Here is a 19,540-nt window from a genome sequence, read left to right as displayed (position 1 = left end):
GTAACAACGTGGAAACGATTCTCGCCGTAGCAGAAGCAAAGGATGGAAATGTAAGAAAAATCTCCTATGAGGTGCTTACAGCAGCTAGAAGTATGTCATCAGGGGGACAAATTGTTGCCATACTGCTAGGCAGCGATAGTCATGAGCATGCCGATTCATTAGGGGAGTACGGTGCGAAAACGGTTTACTTGGTAAATACGCAGAATGAGGTCGGGGACACATCCGTTCTCTTTGCCGAAGCCTTACAGCAACTAATTGAGCAAATACGACCAAATGCTATTCTTATGCCGCACACAGCGCTTGGAAAGGATGTTGCCCCTCGTGTTGCAGCTAGGCATGGGCTTGGTCTGGTTTCAGATGTGATAGACATACAAATCGTGGATGGAGAAGTGGTCTTTACTCGTCCGATTTATGCAGGAAAAGCTTTTGAAAAAAGAAAAATGACTTCAGGCCTTCCATTTGCAACCATTCGTCCAAATAACATTCGTCCAGAAAGAACAACTCACACAGAAGTCAATAAAGTTGACCTGAAAGTGCATCGCAAAGATCTTCGGACGGTTGTGAAAGAAGTCGTCCGGAAAACTACCAGCACAGTCGATTTAACTGAAGCAAAAGTTGTTGTATCTGGCGGACGTGGTGTCAAATCGTCGGAAGGGTTCAAACTTTTGCAAGAATTGGCGGATCTACTTGGGGGGGCAGTAGGAGCGTCACGCGGGGCATGTGACGCCGAGTATTGTGATTATTCCTTGCAGATCGGACAAACAGGTAAAGTGATTACGCCAGATTTGTATATAGCAGCAGGCATTTCCGGAGCGATCCAGCATGTGGCGGGCATGTCCAATTCAAAAGTAATCATAGCCATTAACAAAGATCCGGAAGCTCCTATTTTTCAAATCGCCGATTACGGTATCGTTGGCGATTTGTTCGAAGTCATACCGATGTTGACCGAAGAGCTTAAGCAGACGCTTACAATATAAAATAGATAAATAGAGAGAAGTATGCTTGAGGAGGAGAGTGGAATGAATCCTTTGTTGATCGTACATTGGATTGCTTTTCTGTTGGTGAGTGCATACGGATTATATCGATTTGCTGTTTTGGTTATGGCCCGCTTGACTTATGTCCGGATAGGGAAAAAAGTTACGTTCGACCCTAAACTCAAACTCAGGTTTCAGAAAGTTTGGGTGAATGTGTTTGGGCAAAAAAAACTTTTAAAGGATAAAAAGAGTGGGATCATCCATATCATGATGTTTTACGGTTTTATTTTGGTTCAGGCGGGGACCCTCGATTTTTTTCACAAAGGATTGTTCCCGAATGAACGTCTAACAGTTGGAGGGTACTATCCCTCCTTCGCTTTTGTTCAAGAAGTGATATCGCTCGCGATTCTCATAGCTGTCGCTGGTGCTTTTTATCGCCGGTATATTGAAAAATTGAGTCGATTGAAGCGAGGGTTCAAATCTGGACTCGTTCTTATTTATATCGCTGGATTGATACTAACGGTCCTCCTTGGAAATGGGATGTATATGATCTGGCACGGTTATAGTGGGGGGTGGCATGAACCGGTTGCTTCAATGATTTTCTTCACTTTTACATGGATTGGCTCAACAACAGCTGGTGCGCTCTTTTACACGCTATGGTGGGTGCATCTCCTTATTTTGCTGTCGTTTTTACTCTATGTCCCGACGTCAAAGCATTTTCATCTACTGACTGCTCCAATCAATATCTTTTTAAACCGTACCTCTCCCCCTGGAAAACTGGAACCGATTGTATTTGATGATGAATCTCTAGTAGAGTTCGGTGTAAACAAAGTTGAAAATTTTACGCAAAAGCAATTGCTTGATTTGTATGCATGTGTAGAGTGTGGGCGTTGTACGAATGTTTGTCCAGCTGCCAATACGGGGAAAGTTTTATCTCCCATGCATTTAATTACAAAAATGCGTGACCATTTGTCGGAGAAGGCAGCTGAGTTAACGACACAACCACAATGGGCGTTATCGCATATATCGACGGCTCAAGAGGCTCACTCTGTCCAGTCAAACACGATAGAAGTCGGCAAGTTGGAAGTTGCTGCTACCTCTTTGTTTGAACAGCCCATTACAGACATTCATTCCACAATGAAATGGCACCAGGAGACGTGGGTTCGCTCTGACAAAAAGATAGAGGATATTCAATTAATAGGGGATGTAATTACGGAGGAGGAAATATGGGCATGCACCACTTGCCGAAATTGTGAGGATCAGTGTCCTGTAATGAACGAGCATGTCGATAAAATCGTTGATCTTCGGCGCTATTTAGTACTTACAGAAGGAAAGATGCATGCGGAGTCACAGCGGGCCATGATGAATATCGAAAAACAGGGCAATCCGTGGGGGATAAATCGAAAAGATCGTGATCAATGGCGTACTGAGATACAATCATTCACTGTACGTACAGTTGATGAAATACGTGAGAGTGGAGAAACGTTCGAGTATTTGTTTTGGGTCGGTTCGATGGGATCTTACGACAAGCGTAGCCAAAAAATCGCTCAGTCGTTTGCTCGCCTTATGAACATTGCTAACATTTCATTTGCAATCCTTGGGAATAAAGAAAGCAATTCTGGAGATACATCGCGACGTCTAGGAAATGAATTTTTATTTCAAGAGCTCGCCCAAAAGAACATTGCTGAGTTTCTCACACATAAGGTAACAAAAATTGTGACCATCGATCCTCACGCTTACCATACCTTAAAAAACGAATATCCGGACTTCGGGTTCAAAGTAGAGGTATACCATCATACCGAGGCATTAGCAGAATGGGTTCGAGAAGGCCGACTAAAACCAAAGTTTGCGGTCAATGAAACGATCACTTTTCATGACTCTTGCTATCTAGGGAGATATAATGAAGTGTACGATCCCCCACGTGACATATTGAGGGCAATCCCGGGGGTAAATCTAGTGGAGATGCATAGAAATCGCGAAAATGGGATGTGCTGTGGCGCAGGCGGAGGTATGATGTGGACGGAAGAAAAAGCCGGAAAGCGTGTAAATGTGGCTCGCACTGAGCAAGCGTTGGAAGTGGAACCTTCCATTATTAGCTCAGGCTGCCCATATTGTTTGACCATGCTAAGCGACGGTACGAAAGCTTTAAATGCAGAAGATGATGTCAGGACATATGACGTGGCGGAGCTATTGGAACTCTCGATCATAGGGAGAAAACAATGACTCTAGGAATGTTAAATTTAAATCGGTTGTTTCGAAGGGGGACATACAAGGGGATGAAATTTTAAAAAGTGGGAATATTTATACAAATCCTTCTTGAAACTTTATATTAAATCATATAAAATAATAAGCATGGATACGAAAAAAGATAATAAACAACAAATTGCATATGATTTCATTCGACGTGGGATTATTGATGGCACATTTTCCCCAGGGCAACGACTTGTTATTGACCAATTGGCGAAGGAATTATCGACAAGTCCCATTCCGGTTCGGGAAGCCATCCATCGGCTAGAAGCTGAAGGTTTGGTTAATATCAGACCGTATAGCGGAGCGGTTGTATTGTCTATGAACGAGGACGAATATAAGGAAATCCTCTCTACACTTGCTGTTTTGGATGGTTATGCAGCTTCGTTAAGTTTTCCTTTAATGGAAGAAAGTCATATAACAGCGTTACGAGAGATCAATGAACGGATGAAGCAATCACTAGAGCAATTTGATTTCTTCAGCTTTGTGAGCCTCAATAGAGAATTTCACAGTCTCTCTAGTAAATGCTGCGAAAACCAGTATTTGGTTAGTCAGGTTGAACTGCTTTGGGAAAAATTAGATACCATTCGTAGAATCAGCCTAAAATACTTTTCATTTCGTGCGCATGATGTGATCGAGGAACACGAAAAGATAATCAAGTTAATCGAAGGTAGAAGCCCCAAAGAAGAAGTTGAAGACTATATTCGCAAGCACCATATGAAGGCATTGCCAAAAGAACATTGATAGGAAGCCAATAAAGACCGTTATCCTGCTATTAAATGGAGAACGGTTTTTATTTGTTTAAAAAATCAAAAATAATATATTGAATCATATATGAAATGATGATAATATTAAGAAAATTCCGATCTCAGACCGTTTTTTGTGAAAAGTTAACTCAATTGATAACACAGGATGAATACATCACTGGAGGAGAAGGAATGTCATTTACTTACTTATTTACACCAGTAAAAATTGGTTCGGTTTGGATAAAAAACCGCATATTGAGTACAGGTCATATGACAACGTTCGTCGATAATTATTTGCCTACCGATCAATTTATCCGTTATCACAGGGAAAGAGCAAAAGGAGGAGCTGGGCTCATCGTCATTGAGGCGAATGCAGTGCATCCGAGTGCAATCATGACGCCTAAGACGATTTCGGCATTACAAGACGAGGTTATTCCCTATTATAGGAAGCTGGCCGAGGCTGTTCGTCCATATGATACGCGAGTATTTGCTCAGTTGTTTCATCCGGGTAGAGAAATCTCCCCTTCCGGAACAGCCATTCCATTGGCACCTTCTACGATTCCATCCGATCGGTTTCGGATAATGCCGAAAGAACTGGAAAAGCATGAAATCCAAGAAATTATAAACGGCTATGGAAACGCGGCTGCACGGGTCAAGCAAGGCGGATTGGATGGAGTTGAAATTGTTGCATCACACGGATATTTGATCAGTCAATTTTGGTCTCCGCGTATGAATTATCGTACAGATCAGTATGGCGGATCCTTTTCGAACCGGATGAGGTTTTTTAAAGAGGTTTTAGCAGCTGTACGATCAAGGGTTGGAGTTGATTACCCGGTTGGATTGCGAATTAGCGTAGATGATTTTGTGGAAGAGGGGCTTGGATTTCAAGATGTTCTGGAAATCACCACTTACATTGATCAGGAGCTTGGCGGAGTATCCTATCTCGGATTAACAGGAGGGAGTTCTTCTACCTATCTCAGCTCTGTATTTATCGCACCACCAGCACCGATTCCACCTGCTCATTTTGCCTCGTATGCAGGGCAGATAAAGGAACGCGTGTCGATTCCGATATTTGTGAACTCGCGCATTAATGATCCCGTGATTGCAGAAAAGGTACTAGCAAATGGTCAAGCCGATATGGTAGGGATGACGAGAGCATTGATTTGCGATCCCCATATGCCGAACAAGGCTTTACGTGGAGAATTCAATCGGATTCGCTTATGTATCGCTTGTAACCAGGCTTGCATTGGGCACATGCAAAACGATCAACCAATTAGTTGCATTCAAAATCCTGTGACGGGAAGGGAGCTGTCATATTCAGACATGGAAAAAGCGACGAATAGAAAAAACGTTGTCATTGTCGGTGGCGGTCCGGCAGGGATGAAAGCTGCTGTAACTGCGGCAGAAAGGGGACACAAAGTCACGCTTCTCGAAAAGAGCGGCGAATTGGGAGGACAAGTAAAATTGGCAAGGAGAATTCCAGGTCGTGAGGAATTTGGGGAACTGATTCCCAATCTGAAAAGCGAACTGGAACACTATCGAGTAGATGTTCATTTGAATACGGAAACGTCAAAAGAATTACTGGCAAATTTGAACCCTGATGAACTCATCATTGCAACTGGCTCCATTCCATACATACCCAAAGTGGGAGGAATTGATCTTCCCCATGTGATGACAACGTGGGACATTCTGGAAAAGAAAAAGTCCGTAGGAAATCGTGTGTTGATTGTGGATTGGAAGGGAGAAATGGCGGGAGTAGGCACTGCCCTCTATTTAAGAAACCAAGGGTACGATGTAGAGATTATTACGAATTGTCTTTATATCGGTTTTGGTCTACAGTCGTACGTTCGTTCTGCCATGCTTTCACAATTGTATACAAAAAATGTGGAAATGCTTTGTAACTATAAGCTCCATCACATCGAACCGACCGAGGTTACTTTTGAAAATATTTATAATGGTGAAAAAATCGTGAGAAAAAATGTGGATACCGTCGTGTTGGCGTGCGGTAATATGCAACAAATCGATCTTTATAAGGAAATAAAAGCTGAGTTCCCTAACGCTCGACTAATCGGTGACAGTCTGTTGCCACGTACTGTGGAAGAGGCGATATTAGAAGGATTTGAACTTGCTGCTCAAATCTGATCTGTTCTCCGATCCCTTACGATTGAAATTCTAGTCAAAAGAGTGGTGGTATCGATTGCAGCAACGAACCGTTGTATGTTATGTACCCGTTACAAAAGGGGTACGTTTGGATGTGGATGCATGGGGGATGGCAGAGATTGCAAATCACATGTATCAGGAACCTATAAGATTGATAGGAATTATTGTACATCATGGAGTGGAAAACGAGCTTTTTGATCAATTACCGTTTCATGAGGTGTACCACATAAAGGTACCACCGGAGAAGTGGAAGCTTACAGATTACCATATTCACTCTTTTCAAAAGGCAAACGAAAAGATTGCGATTTCAAATGGAACCTATTTATTCTCCTCAAGTCCCTTGTATCATGAAGTAGCTGTAAGGCTTTCCGTGCAAAACGATGCGGGTATCATTACAAACGCACAGGAAATCGGATGCAACAAGGAAAATAGCACCCTCTTGGTTAAACGTCAAATTTATGGCGAAAAGGCGAATGAATTCGTGTCATTTCAGGGTGAGCTACCGCAATATATCACGCTGGACAGAGCCATTCTGTATGGAAGTCCGTTTTCAGGCAAACCATCCATAGTCGAACAAATTGAGTTGGACACCGTTAGCAAGCACAACGTGAAATTCGTTTCGGAGACAGCCATTGGATTTCAAGACCTCAAAATCACAGAGGCTAGGTGCGTAATTGGGATTGGCAGGGGAGCTAGCGAATCCCAGGCGTGGGAATGTATCCTTCCGTTAGCAGAGCAATTGAATGCCCCAATTGGAGGAAGTAAAGTCGCAGACGAATTGGGGCTGATCCCGCGTGAAAAACGAATCGGTTCTAGCGGCAACTCCATCGATGCCGATATATACATCGCCATCGGTATATCAGGCTCCTCACAGCACTTGGAAGGGATTAAAGGAGTAAAGCATGTTATTGCCATCAACATTGATCCAGCAGCTCCCATTTTTCAACGCTGCGATGTTGGGATAGTTGGGGATTATCGCATTGTTGTTCCCAAAATTGTGGAGTCGCTTAAACAGGGAGAATAGGTGGTGAGTACATGAGAATTTGTGTTTTGATTAAGCCGGTGATTGATCCAACTTCTTTACAATGGAACTACAAGAGCCAGGCATTTGCATACGTAACACATAGCTTTCATCATACGGATTTATGTGCGCTTGAATGGGCATGTACATACAAGCGTGAATGTTCGGGGCATGTTACGGTATTAATCGCTATGGATGCAGACCAGGAAATGAAGGAGCACTTACTGAGGAAGTATGAGGTAGACGAATGCATTGTGATAAGGGTGAAAGATATAACCCATTACCGCAATGAGGTTGCGTATATGCTTGCAAAGGAATCAGAGGGGCGAGCTTTTGATTTGGTACTCAGCGGTTCCCAAAGTCAAGATACTCATTTGGGAGTTACCCCTATCGTTTATGCAGAATTACTAAATCTTCCGTACCTTTCTCAAATCCATCAGATTGAGCCAGACGAGGGGAAAGTTTGGAATGTCCATAGAAAAGAAGGGCGGGGGGTCATCGAAACGTTTCAAGTGGAACTACCCGCTGTTATCGGTGTTGTCAGTTCGATTTCACGTAGGCGGTATGTTGCAAGATTAGCTGACACAACGAGGGTAAGGAAGTTTTCTATCGTACAAGTGGATGGGAAAATCGAGCGTATTCCTAACGTTAAGGTAATTCGGGTCACCGAGCCAAAGCCTAGAATTCGTTATTTGGATGTTCCTTCCCCGGCGTTATCCGCTGAAAAGCGTCTCCTTGAAATCATGGGATTCGCCGAAGGATTAAGAATCGAGCACAAAGAAAAATCAATACAAACAATGTCTGGCCAAACCATTCATTACTTGAAGGAAAAGTTACAAAAATGGCTGGGAGAGGGATAGGCGATGATACAAAGGAACACATTCTGGATGATTTCTGAAGAAAATAGAATCGTTTTCTATCTGCTTGCAGCCATAGCGACACTTATCTTTATTTATGGTTTTTATCGCCGGTTCAAACTGTGGCAAAAAGGTCGAAGAGAAAAAATCAAATGGAGCGATGTGAAAACGAATGCTCACTTCTTCTGGAAGATGGTTGTACAGCAGAAAAAAATTCAAATTGACCGTTTATATGGGGTGATGCATCGATTTACCAGTTATGGATTTGTTGCGTTGTTCATAGGTACGGTTTTGGTCGTGATAGATTACGATTTTGGCGTGCCATTGCTGCGGGGAAATTTTTATCTGGTTTACAAAGTTGTTCTCGATATCTTTGGTGTTCTTTTTCTGGCTGGCGTGCTGATTGCAATCATCATTCGCATGAAAAAACAACGCCTACGACTTTGGTATAGCATCAGGGATAACATGCTGCTTTGGCTCCTTTTCATTATTGGAGTGGGCGGCTTTATTTTGGAAGGGATTCGAATCGCGTCTACAAAGGTCAGTTATGGCATCTGGTCTCCGATTGGATACACGCTTTCTCGTCTATTTCAGGATGTTTCTTTGTTCAGTGTGGACATGTATGTTTTTTGGTGGTTCGTACACAGCATTTTCGTATTTGTGTTGATTGCTGTGATTCCTTATACCAAATTGTTTCACATCCTTACAGCGCCGATTCAGATTTTGATGCACCCGGTGAAAAGAACGGGAACCATATTACTTCCATATGATCTTCAGACAATCACAGATGAAGCTTTGTTACAGTCGCCTTCCGTCTTGGGAGTGAACAAAATATCCGATTTTACAAACTGGCAATTGCTGAGTACAGACGCATGCACGGAGTGTGGACGCTGTGATAGTGTTTGCCCCGCATATCAAAGCGAGAAACCGCTATCTCCCCGTAATGTCGTGACAAAAATACGAAACCACATGCACCAAACCTACGAGATTTCAACTTTTATCTCACCGAGTGAGCTACAGTCATGTACGACATGCGGTGCTTGTGTGGAAGCTTGCCCCGTTTCCATCAACCACATTGACCTCATACTGGGTATGCGGAGAGGGCTAATCCAGAGAAACATTCTGGAACTGGAAGCGGAAAATACGCTAATGAAGGTCGAAGAGCAGTACAATATTTGGGGAAAGCCATGGTCTGAACGCGCGAATTGGAGCCGTGGACTTCAGGTTCCATCATTGGATCATGAGAACGTTAGCAAGAGTAAGGAGGCATAAAGGATGGAAGTCTTATTTTGGGTTGGTTGCGCAGCCGCATATGATCCCAGACTCCAAAGTATAGCCAGGGCTTTTGCCGAGATCATGCAAAAGGCAAAGATTGATTTTGCCATTCTGGGGACTGAAGAACGTTGTACCGGAGATATTGCACGACGACTGGGTGACGAAGCTCTTTTTCAAGAATTGGCGCAGCACAATATCAGCGTTCTCAAAGAAAAAAATGTGACCTCAATTGTAACCACGTGCCCACATTGCTTCAACATGTTTAAGAACGAGTACCTTCTGCTGGGTGGCTCTTTTGACGTCTCTCATTACACGACATATATCTACAACCTGATCAGAGATGGGCGATTAAAAATACCGGAGAAACAAAAACGGGAAATAATAACGTACCATGATCCGTGCTATCTAGGGAGGCAAAACGGGATCTTTGATGCTCCACGAGACATTCTGGAAATGCTGGGATACACAGTCGAGGAAATGGAGCGCAATCGGAAGCAGTCTTTTTGTTGTGGCGCGGGTGGTGGGATGATGTTTGAATCGGTACAGAGAGGGGAAAAAATTAATCTACTCCGCGCTGAAGAGGCATTGCAGACAAACGCTTCTACGGTCACGACAGCATGCCCTTTTTGTTTGGTGATGATGGAAGAAGCGATTGGGACACTCAGCCACTCGACGACGAACAAGGTCGTTTCTCGAGATATTGCTGAAGTTATTAACGAGATTGTAAAATAAATATTCATTATATTCCAAATCATATATTTACAAATATACGATTTGGAAATATACTTTCTGTATCATCGGCATGATGTCACACGTGGTTCAAAGTGACTCTGCAATCCAAACAAAATCTATGGGGGGAAAGAAACAATGTCCTTGCAAGAGCTTTTGGCACAATACACAAATGAAACGTATACCCTGCCGTATCCGTTTTACAGAGATGCAGTCGTGCTGCAGGAAGAAAGACTGAAAATTTTCTCGAAAGAGTGGCAGTTCGTCGGTCATGTCAATCAAGTGAAGAACCCTGGAGAGTTTTTGACTTGTGAAATGGCAGGAGAGCCAATCATCGTTGTTAGGGGAGATGATGATCAGCTCCGGGCTTTTTACAATGTATGTCCACATCGGGCAACACAGTTAGAACCTCAAGAACAAGGTAGACGCAAAATCCTGCAATGTAGCTATCACGGCTGGACCTTCAAACTCGATGGCCGCTTGCATCAAGCTCCTAATTTCAAGGATCATATGGATTCCCTTTGTGAAGAAGATACGTGCTTGCGTTCCATCCAAGTGGAGACAGTGGCGTCCCTCGTCTTCGTCAATTTGGACAATAAAGCGCAATCGTTGCAAGAAGCGCATGGAGATTTTTTTGAAGACCTTACACGATTTTCATTTTTGGATCGCTTGAAAAAGCACAGTTCGGAAAAGCGGTTGATTAAAGCAAATTGGAAGGCGTATATCGACAATTACTTGGAATGTGATCACTGCCCGATTGCACATCCTGCTTTTGCTAGCACCTTCGATATGAAGAGCTACACATTTGTTGATAAGCAGTCATGCATCATCCAGCAAGCCGACATCAAGCCAACTGCTAAAATGGGTGATGTAGAACTACAAGGTGTTGAAGTGAAAGAGGGAAGGTACTACTGGCTATGGCCCAATATGATATTCAGTATTTCTCCTGGCTCGGGTAACATAGCCGTTACCGTTTTGACAGCGGTTGACGAGAATACGACCATTGCCAACTATACGAATTACTTTGTGGATCAGGAACCTTCCCCTGAGCAAACCGAGAACATCAAATTCGTAAATCAGCTGCGTTTGGAAGACATCAAGTTAGTCGAGAAGGCCCAAATTGGATTCCGCTCAAGTGCTTTCCCTTATGGTAGATACTCACCTACGGAACATGCCCTCAGACGTTTTCATCAGATGATCAAACGCGCCTTAACAGAATAAATGGAATCTCTTTCAAAGGAGCCCTAGCATGCTGATTGTATTGCCCAATGCTGATGATCTATGTGAGAAATTATTGACAGATTACCATAAGGAACAGCTTTCTCAGTTCGGGAAATTCGAGCTTTATAGAGGAAGGCCGAACAGCACACAAGAATATGTAGACCGGGTTCGAGACGCGAACGTGTTGCTGTTGTGGGGGAGCATTTCAAATGAGGTGCTTGGGGAGTGTCACAATGTAAGCATGGTGTCATTCGCTGGGACGGGGTACAAAAACTACCTGGATGCGGACTTCGCTGCGAGTCGTGGGATAAAGGTAACGAATACGCCCAGCTATGGGGCCAATCCCGTTGCCGAGCATGCCGTGGCATTGATGATGTCCTTGGCAAAAAACATTCCCTCGAACCATTCGCTTGTAAGCGCAGGACACTGGGGTACACCAAGGTTGAGTTTTGAGCTTGAAGGAAAGGTTGTTGGTTTGATCGGATTGGGAGCAATAGGTACACGTATGGCTGCGCTCTGCAGCGCATTGGGGATGAAAGTACTTTGCTGGACTGCCCACCCAAGCGAAGAGCGAGCGAAAAAGGCAGGAGTTACCTTTGTTTCCCTCGAGAGCTTATTATCCCAATCGGATGTAGTCTCCATCCACCTTCCCTATACGGATGCCACCAAAGGCGTAATCGGTGAAGAACAGTTTGCCTCAATGAAGCGGGGAGCGATATTCATCAATACGGCGAGAGCGGAAGTGGTCGATACCTCATCGTTAGTCCGTTCCTTACAGTCAGGAAGGCTGGCTGGAGCCGGAATCGATGTGTTTGATGATGAACCAATACATTCTGACAATCCGTTGTTGAGATGCGAGAACGTCATTTTTTCCCCTCATGTGGGTTACAACACGCAGGAGTCCATTCAGCAGATTTTGGACATTTCGATTCAAAATATTGTGGCGTTTCTAAGAGGGAATCCAATCAATCTTGTAAATTAATGCGTTCATTCAGTTTAACGTTACTTGGAGGAGTTATCCATGAAAAGACCATACCTTGTTGTGGAATGGAATGATACAGAGACAGAAGCGAAAGGCTGGCTGGTTGTACAAAATTTTGTAAAAGGATATGCTGGCGGCGGTATCCGAATGCATCCAACCGTCACGAAGGAAGAAGTGGAAAGACTTGCCAATGCAATGGCTTACAAATACACTGCCTGCGAGTCAGAGACGACAGGTGGTTGCAAGGGAGGCATTTCTTATGACAACAAAGCGGCTGACGCGTATGAGGTCCTGAGAAGATTTATTATTGCAATGCTTCCTTATATCGAAGCTGGTGTGTCCCTCGGAAGCGATTTAGGTACGAGGTATGATAATGTGTTGAAAATTTTCGATGAATTTCATGTGGGAATTCCACTTACCAAATCCATGAAGAACGATCCGCTCGTACTCCGTGGGATCAAAGATTTCGACGAGCTGTTGACGACGAAAATCGACGGGTTTTATTTGAATGATGTGGTGACCGGATACGGCGTGGCTTTTGCTGCGGATGAAGCATGGAAGTTTACTAATAAACCCGTGGGAGCAAAGGTGGTAATTCAAGGATTCGGTTGTGTCGGCGCAAGCTGTGCTCTGAAAATGACGCAGCTTGGCTATCGCGTTGTAGGTATATCCGATGCGAATATTTTGGTGACATGTGAGGAAGGTTTGGATATCCAGAAACTGATTGATCACAAGAATTCTCATGGGGAGATGAACCCGGATTATTTTGAATCAAACTATGTGATCCAGTCCAATTCCGAATGGCTCGATGTTGAGTGTGATATTTTGATTCCGGCCGCACTCGAGGATGTGATTCATAAATCCAATGCGCATCTCGTAAAAGCGAGCCTGATTGTCGAAGGAGCGAACATCCCTATTTCGAGTGAGGGGGATTTGGTTCTGAAAGAAAGAGGAATTCAAGTAGTAAATGACTTCGTCGCGAATCTGGGTGCGGTTCGATTCTATGACGTCATTATTTTCGGACTGGTAAGGCCTGACCCACAGGCAGTCATTGATGATATCGAAAACATTTGCCGGAAAAATACGCGCAGTTTGTTTGCTGAAGCAACTAAACAAAAGAGATATCAAAGGGATGTAGCGATGGAGATGTTTGCACCGAAAGTCAGCGACCTCTTAGAAGTGTAAGTCTGGATTACTCTAGCCAATTATCTTCGATGTTGCCGGCAGCTGCTTGGCTACCGGCAACATTTCCCTTATTCGTCCCATTAAATGAAAACGCTTGAAAGTGATTACATATCGGGTGGGTAAATAGCAAAATGAAGGGGTGCAGAACGGAATGTTTATTCATACGGAAAGAGGCAAAGAGTACCCGCTTTGGAGATATGCCGTTCTTTATTCGGAACTCGAAGGAAAGCTCACGGAACTGAGGTTAGCCGTGTAGGCGCCGCAATCGGGACTTTCTTTCTTCCCGTTACATTCACTGCGTTTGGCCTACATGTAACCATGCTCGGGTTGGTGTACTAGTCGTCGGGTGGATTGTTTCGCTCACGTGGGCACCTGAAACGAAGGATTTGCCTCTCGACCAGACCTGTGCACTCGATACTTCATTAGACAGCACTTACCCTCCAACATTCATTAAGTACCTTTAGATGAGGTGCTTCAAAATAACCTTTTGAAAGAGAGGTGATCACCATGATATTTGTTAAAAAACTAACTGCTGAAGAAGCTCAAGAAGTAGCTGTTGATACTTGGGAGTCATGGGAAGGCGAATCGAAAAAAGTTACCTGGCACGTGGAAGAGCAGGAGGTTTTCTATGTGACAGACGGAGAAGTTTTTCTTACAGTCGATGGAGTGAAATATCACATTACAAAAAACTGTGTCGTATCGTTGGCGAAAGATGTTGTCTGTGAATGGGATTGTCCGGAATTTTTGAAAAAGAACTATAAGGTAAACCATGAGATTATTTGGAATAATATGCGCAGTTTTACGGAAGGCGTTACGAACACCCCAGCAACCAAATTGCGCCAAACCGGGGAGATATAAAACAACTTCCTTATATCCCCTTTTACCACCCCCACTGATTTCTGATTGCTAAATTAAACTCTTTACACATAAGTTTAATTAGACTATAAAAAAGAGGAGACTTACAGCAATAGATTGTCATCAGTCAGGTGGGAAAAACAGTGGGGTATATTTTACAGTTTATCATTGGTGGTACCATTTTGGTGTGCGCATCGCTTTTAAGCAAATCGAAATACTTATTCTTGTCGGGCGTCATTACATTACTCCCGATCATGACATTGATCAATGTTAGCCTGCAAAGCAAAAACATGAGCATTGGCGATTTTCGCATCACGCAAAAAAATGCGATTATGGGGGCCTTTGGGGCTGTGATTTTCATTAGCAGCATCTATCTGCTGACAAAATGGGTTAAGCCTACAGAAGCTGTGATCAGTGCAGTTGTTATCTATATTCTATATATGACCGGATGCAAGTATTTTTTTGCGTGAGATAAGGAGCACATCACGAGATGTCAGAAGCTGGCTGAACTTTGCAAAACCGCTGACAGCTTTTTGATCAGCACGCCGGAATACAATTATTTCGTTCCCGGCTTTATGAAAAATGCTTTTGACTGGCTGTCCCGTCAAGCCTTCCGCACGAAGTATTGCGGAAGGCTTTGCTTTTTTTGCAACGATCTCTTTTCTGGAACGTACTAAGGTTAAAGATTTCATTTTATTGGCTACAATGAGTGAGGAAGGAGTGTTGAAGATGGAGCAATTTTTGCAACTCGTAAAAGATTATTGGCCGATCGCGCTTGTCGGCTTGCTGGTCATAGTCGCGTTTCAATGGATCGTTCGCAGCCTGTTTCGCTTGGTAGCGATTCTGGCAGTAGTAGGCGTCATCCTGGTCGTGTTTTTCCAATTCAGTTCGGATCAAGTGATCAACATGGGGCGTACGGCGGTGAAAAATACCGAGAAAGTCGTACAACAGACGATAACGCCACTGTTAAATAACGAATTAAAGGACGCGGACATCACGTTTCAACCGGATGGCACCTATGAAATGAAGACAGCGAGCATCCGCATCACCGGTAAAAAAGGTGAGTCGAAGGCAACCGTGTACTACAAAGAGGAGAAGTGGGACGTAGACATCGGGCAGCTGGGGAACTTATTTCAGGAGCAGTTGAAAAAAGCGGAGGACGCTGCTGAATTAAAAGCACAATGACAAGGTGATATTGCGTGCGCAGCCGACCGTACATGACTTCACGATCAAGACACCCCTATTTCTCGCAGGGGTGTCTTGTATTATAATGGACCCACAATAAAAAAGCGCAACGGCAACGCGGCCGCAGCGTCAACCATGTACGAGAAGGTGAAACCATTGTACCATCTGTTGAACAGCCAGGTGAAAGACTTGCAAATCTCTGGCATCCGCAAAATCAGCAATCGCATCATGAACGACCCGACGATTATTAACCTGACGTTAGGACAGCCGGATTTTCCCACTCCAGATAAAATCAAGCGAGCGGCCCAGCAGGCGATCGTGGATAATAAATCGTCCTATACGCACAATGCGGGCATGCTCCCGCTGCGCGAAGCGATCAGCGCCTACATAGACAAGCTGTACGGGTTGTCCTATCGTGCGGAAGATGAAATCATCGTGACGAATGGTGCGAGCGAAGCGCTTGCGATCACGTTTCAAGCAATTTTAGAGCCGGGAGCCGAAGTAATTTTGCCCGCGCCGATTTATCCGGGGTATGAGCCATTGATCCGGTTGTGTGGTGGCGTGCCGGTCCTGATTGATACGCGTGCGACAGGCTTTAAAGTGAACGCAGCGATGATTGCGGCAGCTATCACGGAAAAAACCCGATGTGTCGTGCTGCCGTATCCATCCAACCCGATTGGTTGCACGTTAAACGAAAAAGAGGTTCGCGAAATCGCCGACTTGCTACTGGACAAGGAGATTTTTATTGTTTCCGATGAGATTTACAGCCGCCTGACCTTTGATGGCGACCATTTCTCCATCGCTACGATTCCTGGCATGAAAGAAAAAAGCATCGTAATCAACGGGCTGTCGAAATCGCATGCGATGACAGGCTGGCGTATCGGTTTCACGCTAGCACCCGCGCCCATTACCGCCGAAATGATCAAGCTGCATTTGTATCAAACGGTCTGTGCCAGCACGATCAGCCAGTACGCTGCATTAGAAGCTGTGACTTCTTGCATGGATGACGAGGAAGCGATGAAAGCGGAATACCGCAAACGCCGCGATTACGTATACGCGCGGCTCTCGGCCATGGGACTTGCTTGCACCAAGCCGGAAGGGGCTTTTTATGCGTTTGCCTCCATTGAGCATCTGGGCATGCCAGCGAGTGATTTCGTCATGAATCTGATCGACGATGAAAAAGTCGCGGTCGTACCTGGAGAAGCGTTTTCTCAGTTTGGGCAAGGCTATATCCGGCTGTCGTATGCAGCATCGATGGAGAAGCTGGAGGAAGGCCTGAACCGGCTCGAGCGGTTTGTGCAAAAATGCCAGCGATCTTAAAGTACCAAGCACCACCGGACATGTGAAGGTGGTGCTTTTTTGCATATGAAACCAGTTGGACGAGAGCTGGCTCAAGGGTTGCCTCATAACCAGAACCCGATTATAATTTTCAGAAAAAAGGGAAGTGTCAATCGACATGCGGCAACCGAAAATCATGATATATAGCCCGAACGATGCTACGGTATATGCGGATATGCTGTGCAATCAGATCGGCGTGGAATATGTGCAAGCTGCTTCCACCCCAGAGGAAGCGGCAGAAAAGCTGGATGGGACGGAGGTGATCCTCGGTTGGAAAATCCCGCTGGAACTGTTGGCTAGCCCTGCTGCGGCTTCTGTACGCTGGATTCAATCGATGGGAGCCGGTGTCGACGATCTGGTCCGATCCTCGCACATCGCCCCACATGTTCGTATTTCCCGAGTCGTCGGTCAATACAGCGCACCGATGGCCGAGTATGTGTTTGCCCACCTGCTGGCCGAGTATCAAAATCTGAACCAGATGAAGAGATCCCAGCAAAATAAAGAATGGCGCCCATTTGTGCCAGAGCTTTTGGCTGGCAAAACGATCGGCATCGCCGGACTCGGCTCGATCGGCAGCGAAATGGTTCGCAAGGCTCGTGCATTTGACATGACTGTGCATGGGCTCAGCTATTCGGGCAAGCAGGCACACCTGGTCGATCGCCATTTCGGACCGTCAGAATGGGACGCGTTTGTCCGTTCGCTGGATTGCCTGGTGCTAGTACTGCCGCTTACCGCCGAAACCGCACAGGTTATCAATCGTGAGCTGCTGCTTGCCATGAAGCCGGACGCCTGCCTTGTCAACGTTGGACGTGGCAAGCTGATCGTCGAGCACGATCTCATCGATGTGCTGCGCGAGGGCCATTTGCGGACGGCTATTCTCGATGTGTTCGAGCATGAACCGCTCTCAGCGGACAGCGCGCTCTGGGAGCTGCCGCAGGTGTGCGTGACACCGCATTTGTCCGGAATGAATACAGATGAGCGGATTTGCCGATATTTTTCCGAAAACCTCAAGCGGTATGTGCAAAACGAGCCGCTGATGGGTGCAGTTGACCGCCAGCTCGGTTATTAAGCGAACGCTTACGAGGCGTTATGCCAGCTGCCAAAATGCCAAAAGAGCGAGCCCACCATGTAGGGCTCGCTCTTTTACCACCATAGATCAAGACGAAATCGTTTTTTCTCCCGGCTTCCAATCCATCGGGCACAAGCCGCCGGATTGTAGGGCTTCGAGGACACGCAGTGTTTCGTCTACGCTGCGGCCAACCTTGGAATTGGAGACGACATAATATTGGACAATCCCTTGGGTGTCGATCAAAAAGCTGGCACGAAGTGGGGCTTTGGTCGCTTCATCCAGCACGCCATACAATGTCGTCACTTCTTTGCTGAAATCAGAAGCAAGCGGGAACGAAAGCGGGCCGATGCCGTCCCCTGTACGCAGCCATGCTTTGTGGGTATGTATGCTATCCGTGCTAATGCCGAGTATTTCCACGTTCAAGTCGGAAAATTCGCCGATCCGGCGATTCAGACTCACGAGCTCAGTCGGGCAGACGCGGGAAAAATCAAACGGGTAAAAGAACAGCAGCAGCCATTTCCCAAGGTAATCATCGAGGCTTTTAGAAACGGGAAAACCGCTGTCATACGTGATTGTATCAAGTGTGAATGAAGGTGCCGGAAGTCCGATCCGAGCTGTCATGGGTACCCCTCCTAGAACATTATGGTAATAAAATAGCATGCAAAGTTATTAAAATCAATATCTTTTTAAAATAATTATAAATTAGATAGAGTTATAGAAAAAAGCAACCGTCTGCAAAATTCGAGAACGGTTGCTTCCTGTTTCTTTATTGATAGGTTGCGAAAGCGACAATGCCTTCCTCGTCATCGAGTACCAATTCGATTGCCGCCGCATATGGATTACGCTGCATTTGGGACTCCAGCCAGAAACGGATCGCCTCGATCATGTTCGCTTCGATGAAGATTTGCTGGCGGGAGAGAGCTTCCACTTCAGCGGAAAAACCATGGTCTTCATCCCACATCAATTCGACGCTGACGTCGGTAGGCTGCAGCTCTTTTTTGTACGCGACATGCAGGCAGATCGCATTGATGACTTCCTGCTCGGAAAACTTTATTTTCTCCATGGGTTAACATCTCGCTTTACTTGCTTCGCTTTGAAGTACAGGAACGCTTTGCGGATCAGGAAGAGAACCGCCACAATCGCCATCATGTTAATCAAGAAGCCAAAGATGGCACCCATTGCACCCATGTTTCCAAACATGCTGCCGAACAGCATGCCTGCCAAACCACCAACTAACAAGCCTTTCATGAAGCCGCCTTTGCTTGGCTGTGCGACGGAAGGGGAATTCGTCGGTGTCGTGGTGTTGCTTTTGTTCACGGTCGAATTTTCATTGGTGACCGTTTTGTTCGGTGTCGTGGTTGTCGTGTTGGAGTTAAACGACTTTTTCCCCGATTTGTAGCCTTTTGCATCGACAGAATCGTAGCCGAGACCAGCTGGGGCGAGAACAAGGACGAACGCAATTACCAACATAATCAGTTTTTTCATAGTCGTCAGATCCTACCTTTATTTTTGATTATATAATCATATTCTAATATACGTGTGAATGAAAAGCAAATGACAGAAACGTCACATTTTCCCGCCATCATCCAGCATGTATTTTCCTATCCGGAAAATGCCCTGCCACAAGCCGCGTAGCGCGAGGGCGTGCGCATCAGATCGTATAAAATGTAAGCGCTTTTTTGGCAGTTTGCAACCG

General features: G+C 45.2%; 20 protein-coding genes. 17 read left to right on the top strand and 3 right to left on the bottom strand.

Translation table 11 applies throughout. From position 1 onward, the window contains the following. The first annotated feature begins 8 nt into the window (after positions 1-8). The 17 genes from EDM56_RS26080 to EDM56_RS26000 all read left to right on the top strand — a co-directional run bounded on the left by EDM56_RS26080 (position 9) and on the right by EDM56_RS26000 (position 17,844). Entirely contained in the window at positions 9-977 is a 969-nt protein-coding gene (locus EDM56_RS26080; RefSeq protein ID WP_122920878.1) for an electron transfer flavoprotein subunit alpha/FixB family protein, read from the top strand. Positions 978-1,019: 42 nt separating this feature from the next. Beyond that, positions 1,020-3,197, top strand: coding sequence for a (Fe-S)-binding protein (locus tag EDM56_RS26075; protein ID WP_122920877.1), 2,178 nt, complete (start codon positions 1,020-1,022; stop codon positions 3,195-3,197). Between the two features lie 129 nt (positions 3,198-3,326). After that, entirely contained in the window at positions 3,327-3,965 is a 639-nt protein-coding gene (locus EDM56_RS26070; RefSeq protein ID WP_148040421.1) for a GntR family transcriptional regulator, read from the top strand. A 194-nt stretch (positions 3,966-4,159) separates the two neighbouring features. Continuing rightward, entirely contained in the window at positions 4,160-6,109 is a 1,950-nt protein-coding gene (locus EDM56_RS26065) for an oxidoreductase (protein WP_122920875.1), read from the top strand. Positions 6,110-6,236: 127 nt separating this feature from the next. Continuing rightward, the gene (locus EDM56_RS26060; RefSeq protein ID WP_148040420.1) at positions 6,237-7,151 is read left to right on the top strand and encodes an electron transfer flavoprotein subunit alpha/FixB family protein; all 915 of its coding nucleotides are present in this window, start codon (positions 6,237-6,239) and stop codon (positions 7,149-7,151) included. A gap of 11 nt (positions 7,152-7,162) precedes the next feature. After that, positions 7,163-8,008, top strand: coding sequence for a hypothetical protein (locus tag EDM56_RS26055; RefSeq protein WP_122920873.1), 846 nt, complete (start codon positions 7,163-7,165; stop codon positions 8,006-8,008). Positions 8,009-8,035: 27 nt separating this feature from the next. Beyond that, positions 8,036-9,277 (top strand): 4Fe-4S dicluster domain-containing protein, encoded by a 1,242-nt coding sequence (locus tag EDM56_RS26050; protein WP_183192591.1) that lies wholly within the window; start codon positions 8,036-8,038, stop codon positions 9,275-9,277. 3 nt (positions 9,278-9,280) lie between these two features. Next, on the top strand, positions 9,281-10,012 hold the full coding sequence (locus EDM56_RS26045) for a (Fe-S)-binding protein (RefSeq protein WP_122920871.1): 732 nt from the start codon (positions 9,281-9,283) through the stop codon (positions 10,010-10,012). 135 nt (positions 10,013-10,147) lie between these two features. Further along, the gene (locus tag EDM56_RS26040; RefSeq protein ID WP_122920870.1) at positions 10,148-11,230 is read left to right on the top strand and encodes an aromatic ring-hydroxylating oxygenase subunit alpha; all 1,083 of its coding nucleotides are present in this window, start codon (positions 10,148-10,150) and stop codon (positions 11,228-11,230) included. Between the two features lie 28 nt (positions 11,231-11,258). Beyond that, the gene (locus EDM56_RS26035; RefSeq protein WP_122920869.1) at positions 11,259-12,212 is read left to right on the top strand and encodes a 2-hydroxyacid dehydrogenase; all 954 of its coding nucleotides are present in this window, start codon (positions 11,259-11,261) and stop codon (positions 12,210-12,212) included. A 39-nt stretch (positions 12,213-12,251) separates the two neighbouring features. Continuing rightward, a complete protein-coding gene (locus EDM56_RS26030; RefSeq protein ID WP_122920868.1) occupies positions 12,252-13,397 on the top strand; it encodes a Glu/Leu/Phe/Val family dehydrogenase in 1,146 nt (381 codons plus the stop codon). A gap of 507 nt (positions 13,398-13,904) precedes the next feature. Further along, positions 13,905-14,255, top strand: a complete 351-nt coding sequence (locus tag EDM56_RS26025) for a cupin domain-containing protein (protein ID WP_122920867.1) — start codon at positions 13,905-13,907, stop codon at positions 14,253-14,255. A 140-nt stretch (positions 14,256-14,395) separates the two neighbouring features. Further along, entirely contained in the window at positions 14,396-14,722 is a 327-nt protein-coding gene (locus EDM56_RS26020; RefSeq protein WP_122920866.1) for a GlpM family protein, read from the top strand. 12 nt (positions 14,723-14,734) lie between these two features. Next, positions 14,735-14,929, top strand: a complete 195-nt coding sequence (locus tag EDM56_RS26015) for an NADPH-dependent FMN reductase (protein WP_122920865.1) — start codon at positions 14,735-14,737, stop codon at positions 14,927-14,929. Between the two features lie 52 nt (positions 14,930-14,981). Beyond that, on the top strand, positions 14,982-15,437 hold the full coding sequence (locus tag EDM56_RS26010; protein ID WP_122920864.1) for an O-antigen ligase family protein: 456 nt from the start codon (positions 14,982-14,984) through the stop codon (positions 15,435-15,437). Between the two features lie 156 nt (positions 15,438-15,593). Beyond that, positions 15,594-16,757, top strand: a complete 1,164-nt coding sequence (locus EDM56_RS26005; protein WP_183192590.1) for an aminotransferase A — start codon at positions 15,594-15,596, stop codon at positions 16,755-16,757. 136 nt (positions 16,758-16,893) lie between these two features. After that, positions 16,894-17,844: a D-2-hydroxyacid dehydrogenase gene (locus EDM56_RS26000; protein WP_122920863.1), complete on the top strand. Its 951-nt coding sequence runs from the start codon at positions 16,894-16,896 to the stop codon at positions 17,842-17,844. Positions 17,845-17,931: 87 nt separating this feature from the next. Here the strand turns inward: EDM56_RS26000 and EDM56_RS25995 are convergent, their stop codons facing one another. From EDM56_RS25995 to EDM56_RS25985, 3 genes are all read right to left on the bottom strand, one after another. Then, entirely contained in the window at positions 17,932-18,465 is a 534-nt protein-coding gene (locus EDM56_RS25995; protein ID WP_122920862.1) for a peroxiredoxin, read from the bottom strand. 145 nt (positions 18,466-18,610) lie between these two features. Next, a complete protein-coding gene (locus EDM56_RS25990) occupies positions 18,611-18,907 on the bottom strand; it encodes a YxcD family protein (RefSeq protein ID WP_122920861.1) in 297 nt (98 codons plus the stop codon). Continuing rightward, positions 18,895-19,329, bottom strand: coding sequence for a hypothetical protein (locus EDM56_RS25985; protein ID WP_122920860.1), 435 nt, complete (start codon positions 19,327-19,329; stop codon positions 18,895-18,897). Before EDM56_RS25985 ends, EDM56_RS25990 begins: the two co-directional genes overlap by 13 nt. Positions 19,330-19,540: the final 211 nt, after the last annotated feature.

Origin of the sequence: Brevibacillus fluminis (genome assembly GCF_003710825.1) — a bacterium.
In the GTDB taxonomy this organism is placed as follows: domain Bacteria; phylum Bacillota; class Bacilli; order Brevibacillales; family Brevibacillaceae; genus Brevibacillus_D; species Brevibacillus_D fluminis.
The sequence above is the reverse complement of the archived record's forward strand: the minus strand, read 5'-3'. Positions and strand labels throughout refer to the sequence as shown.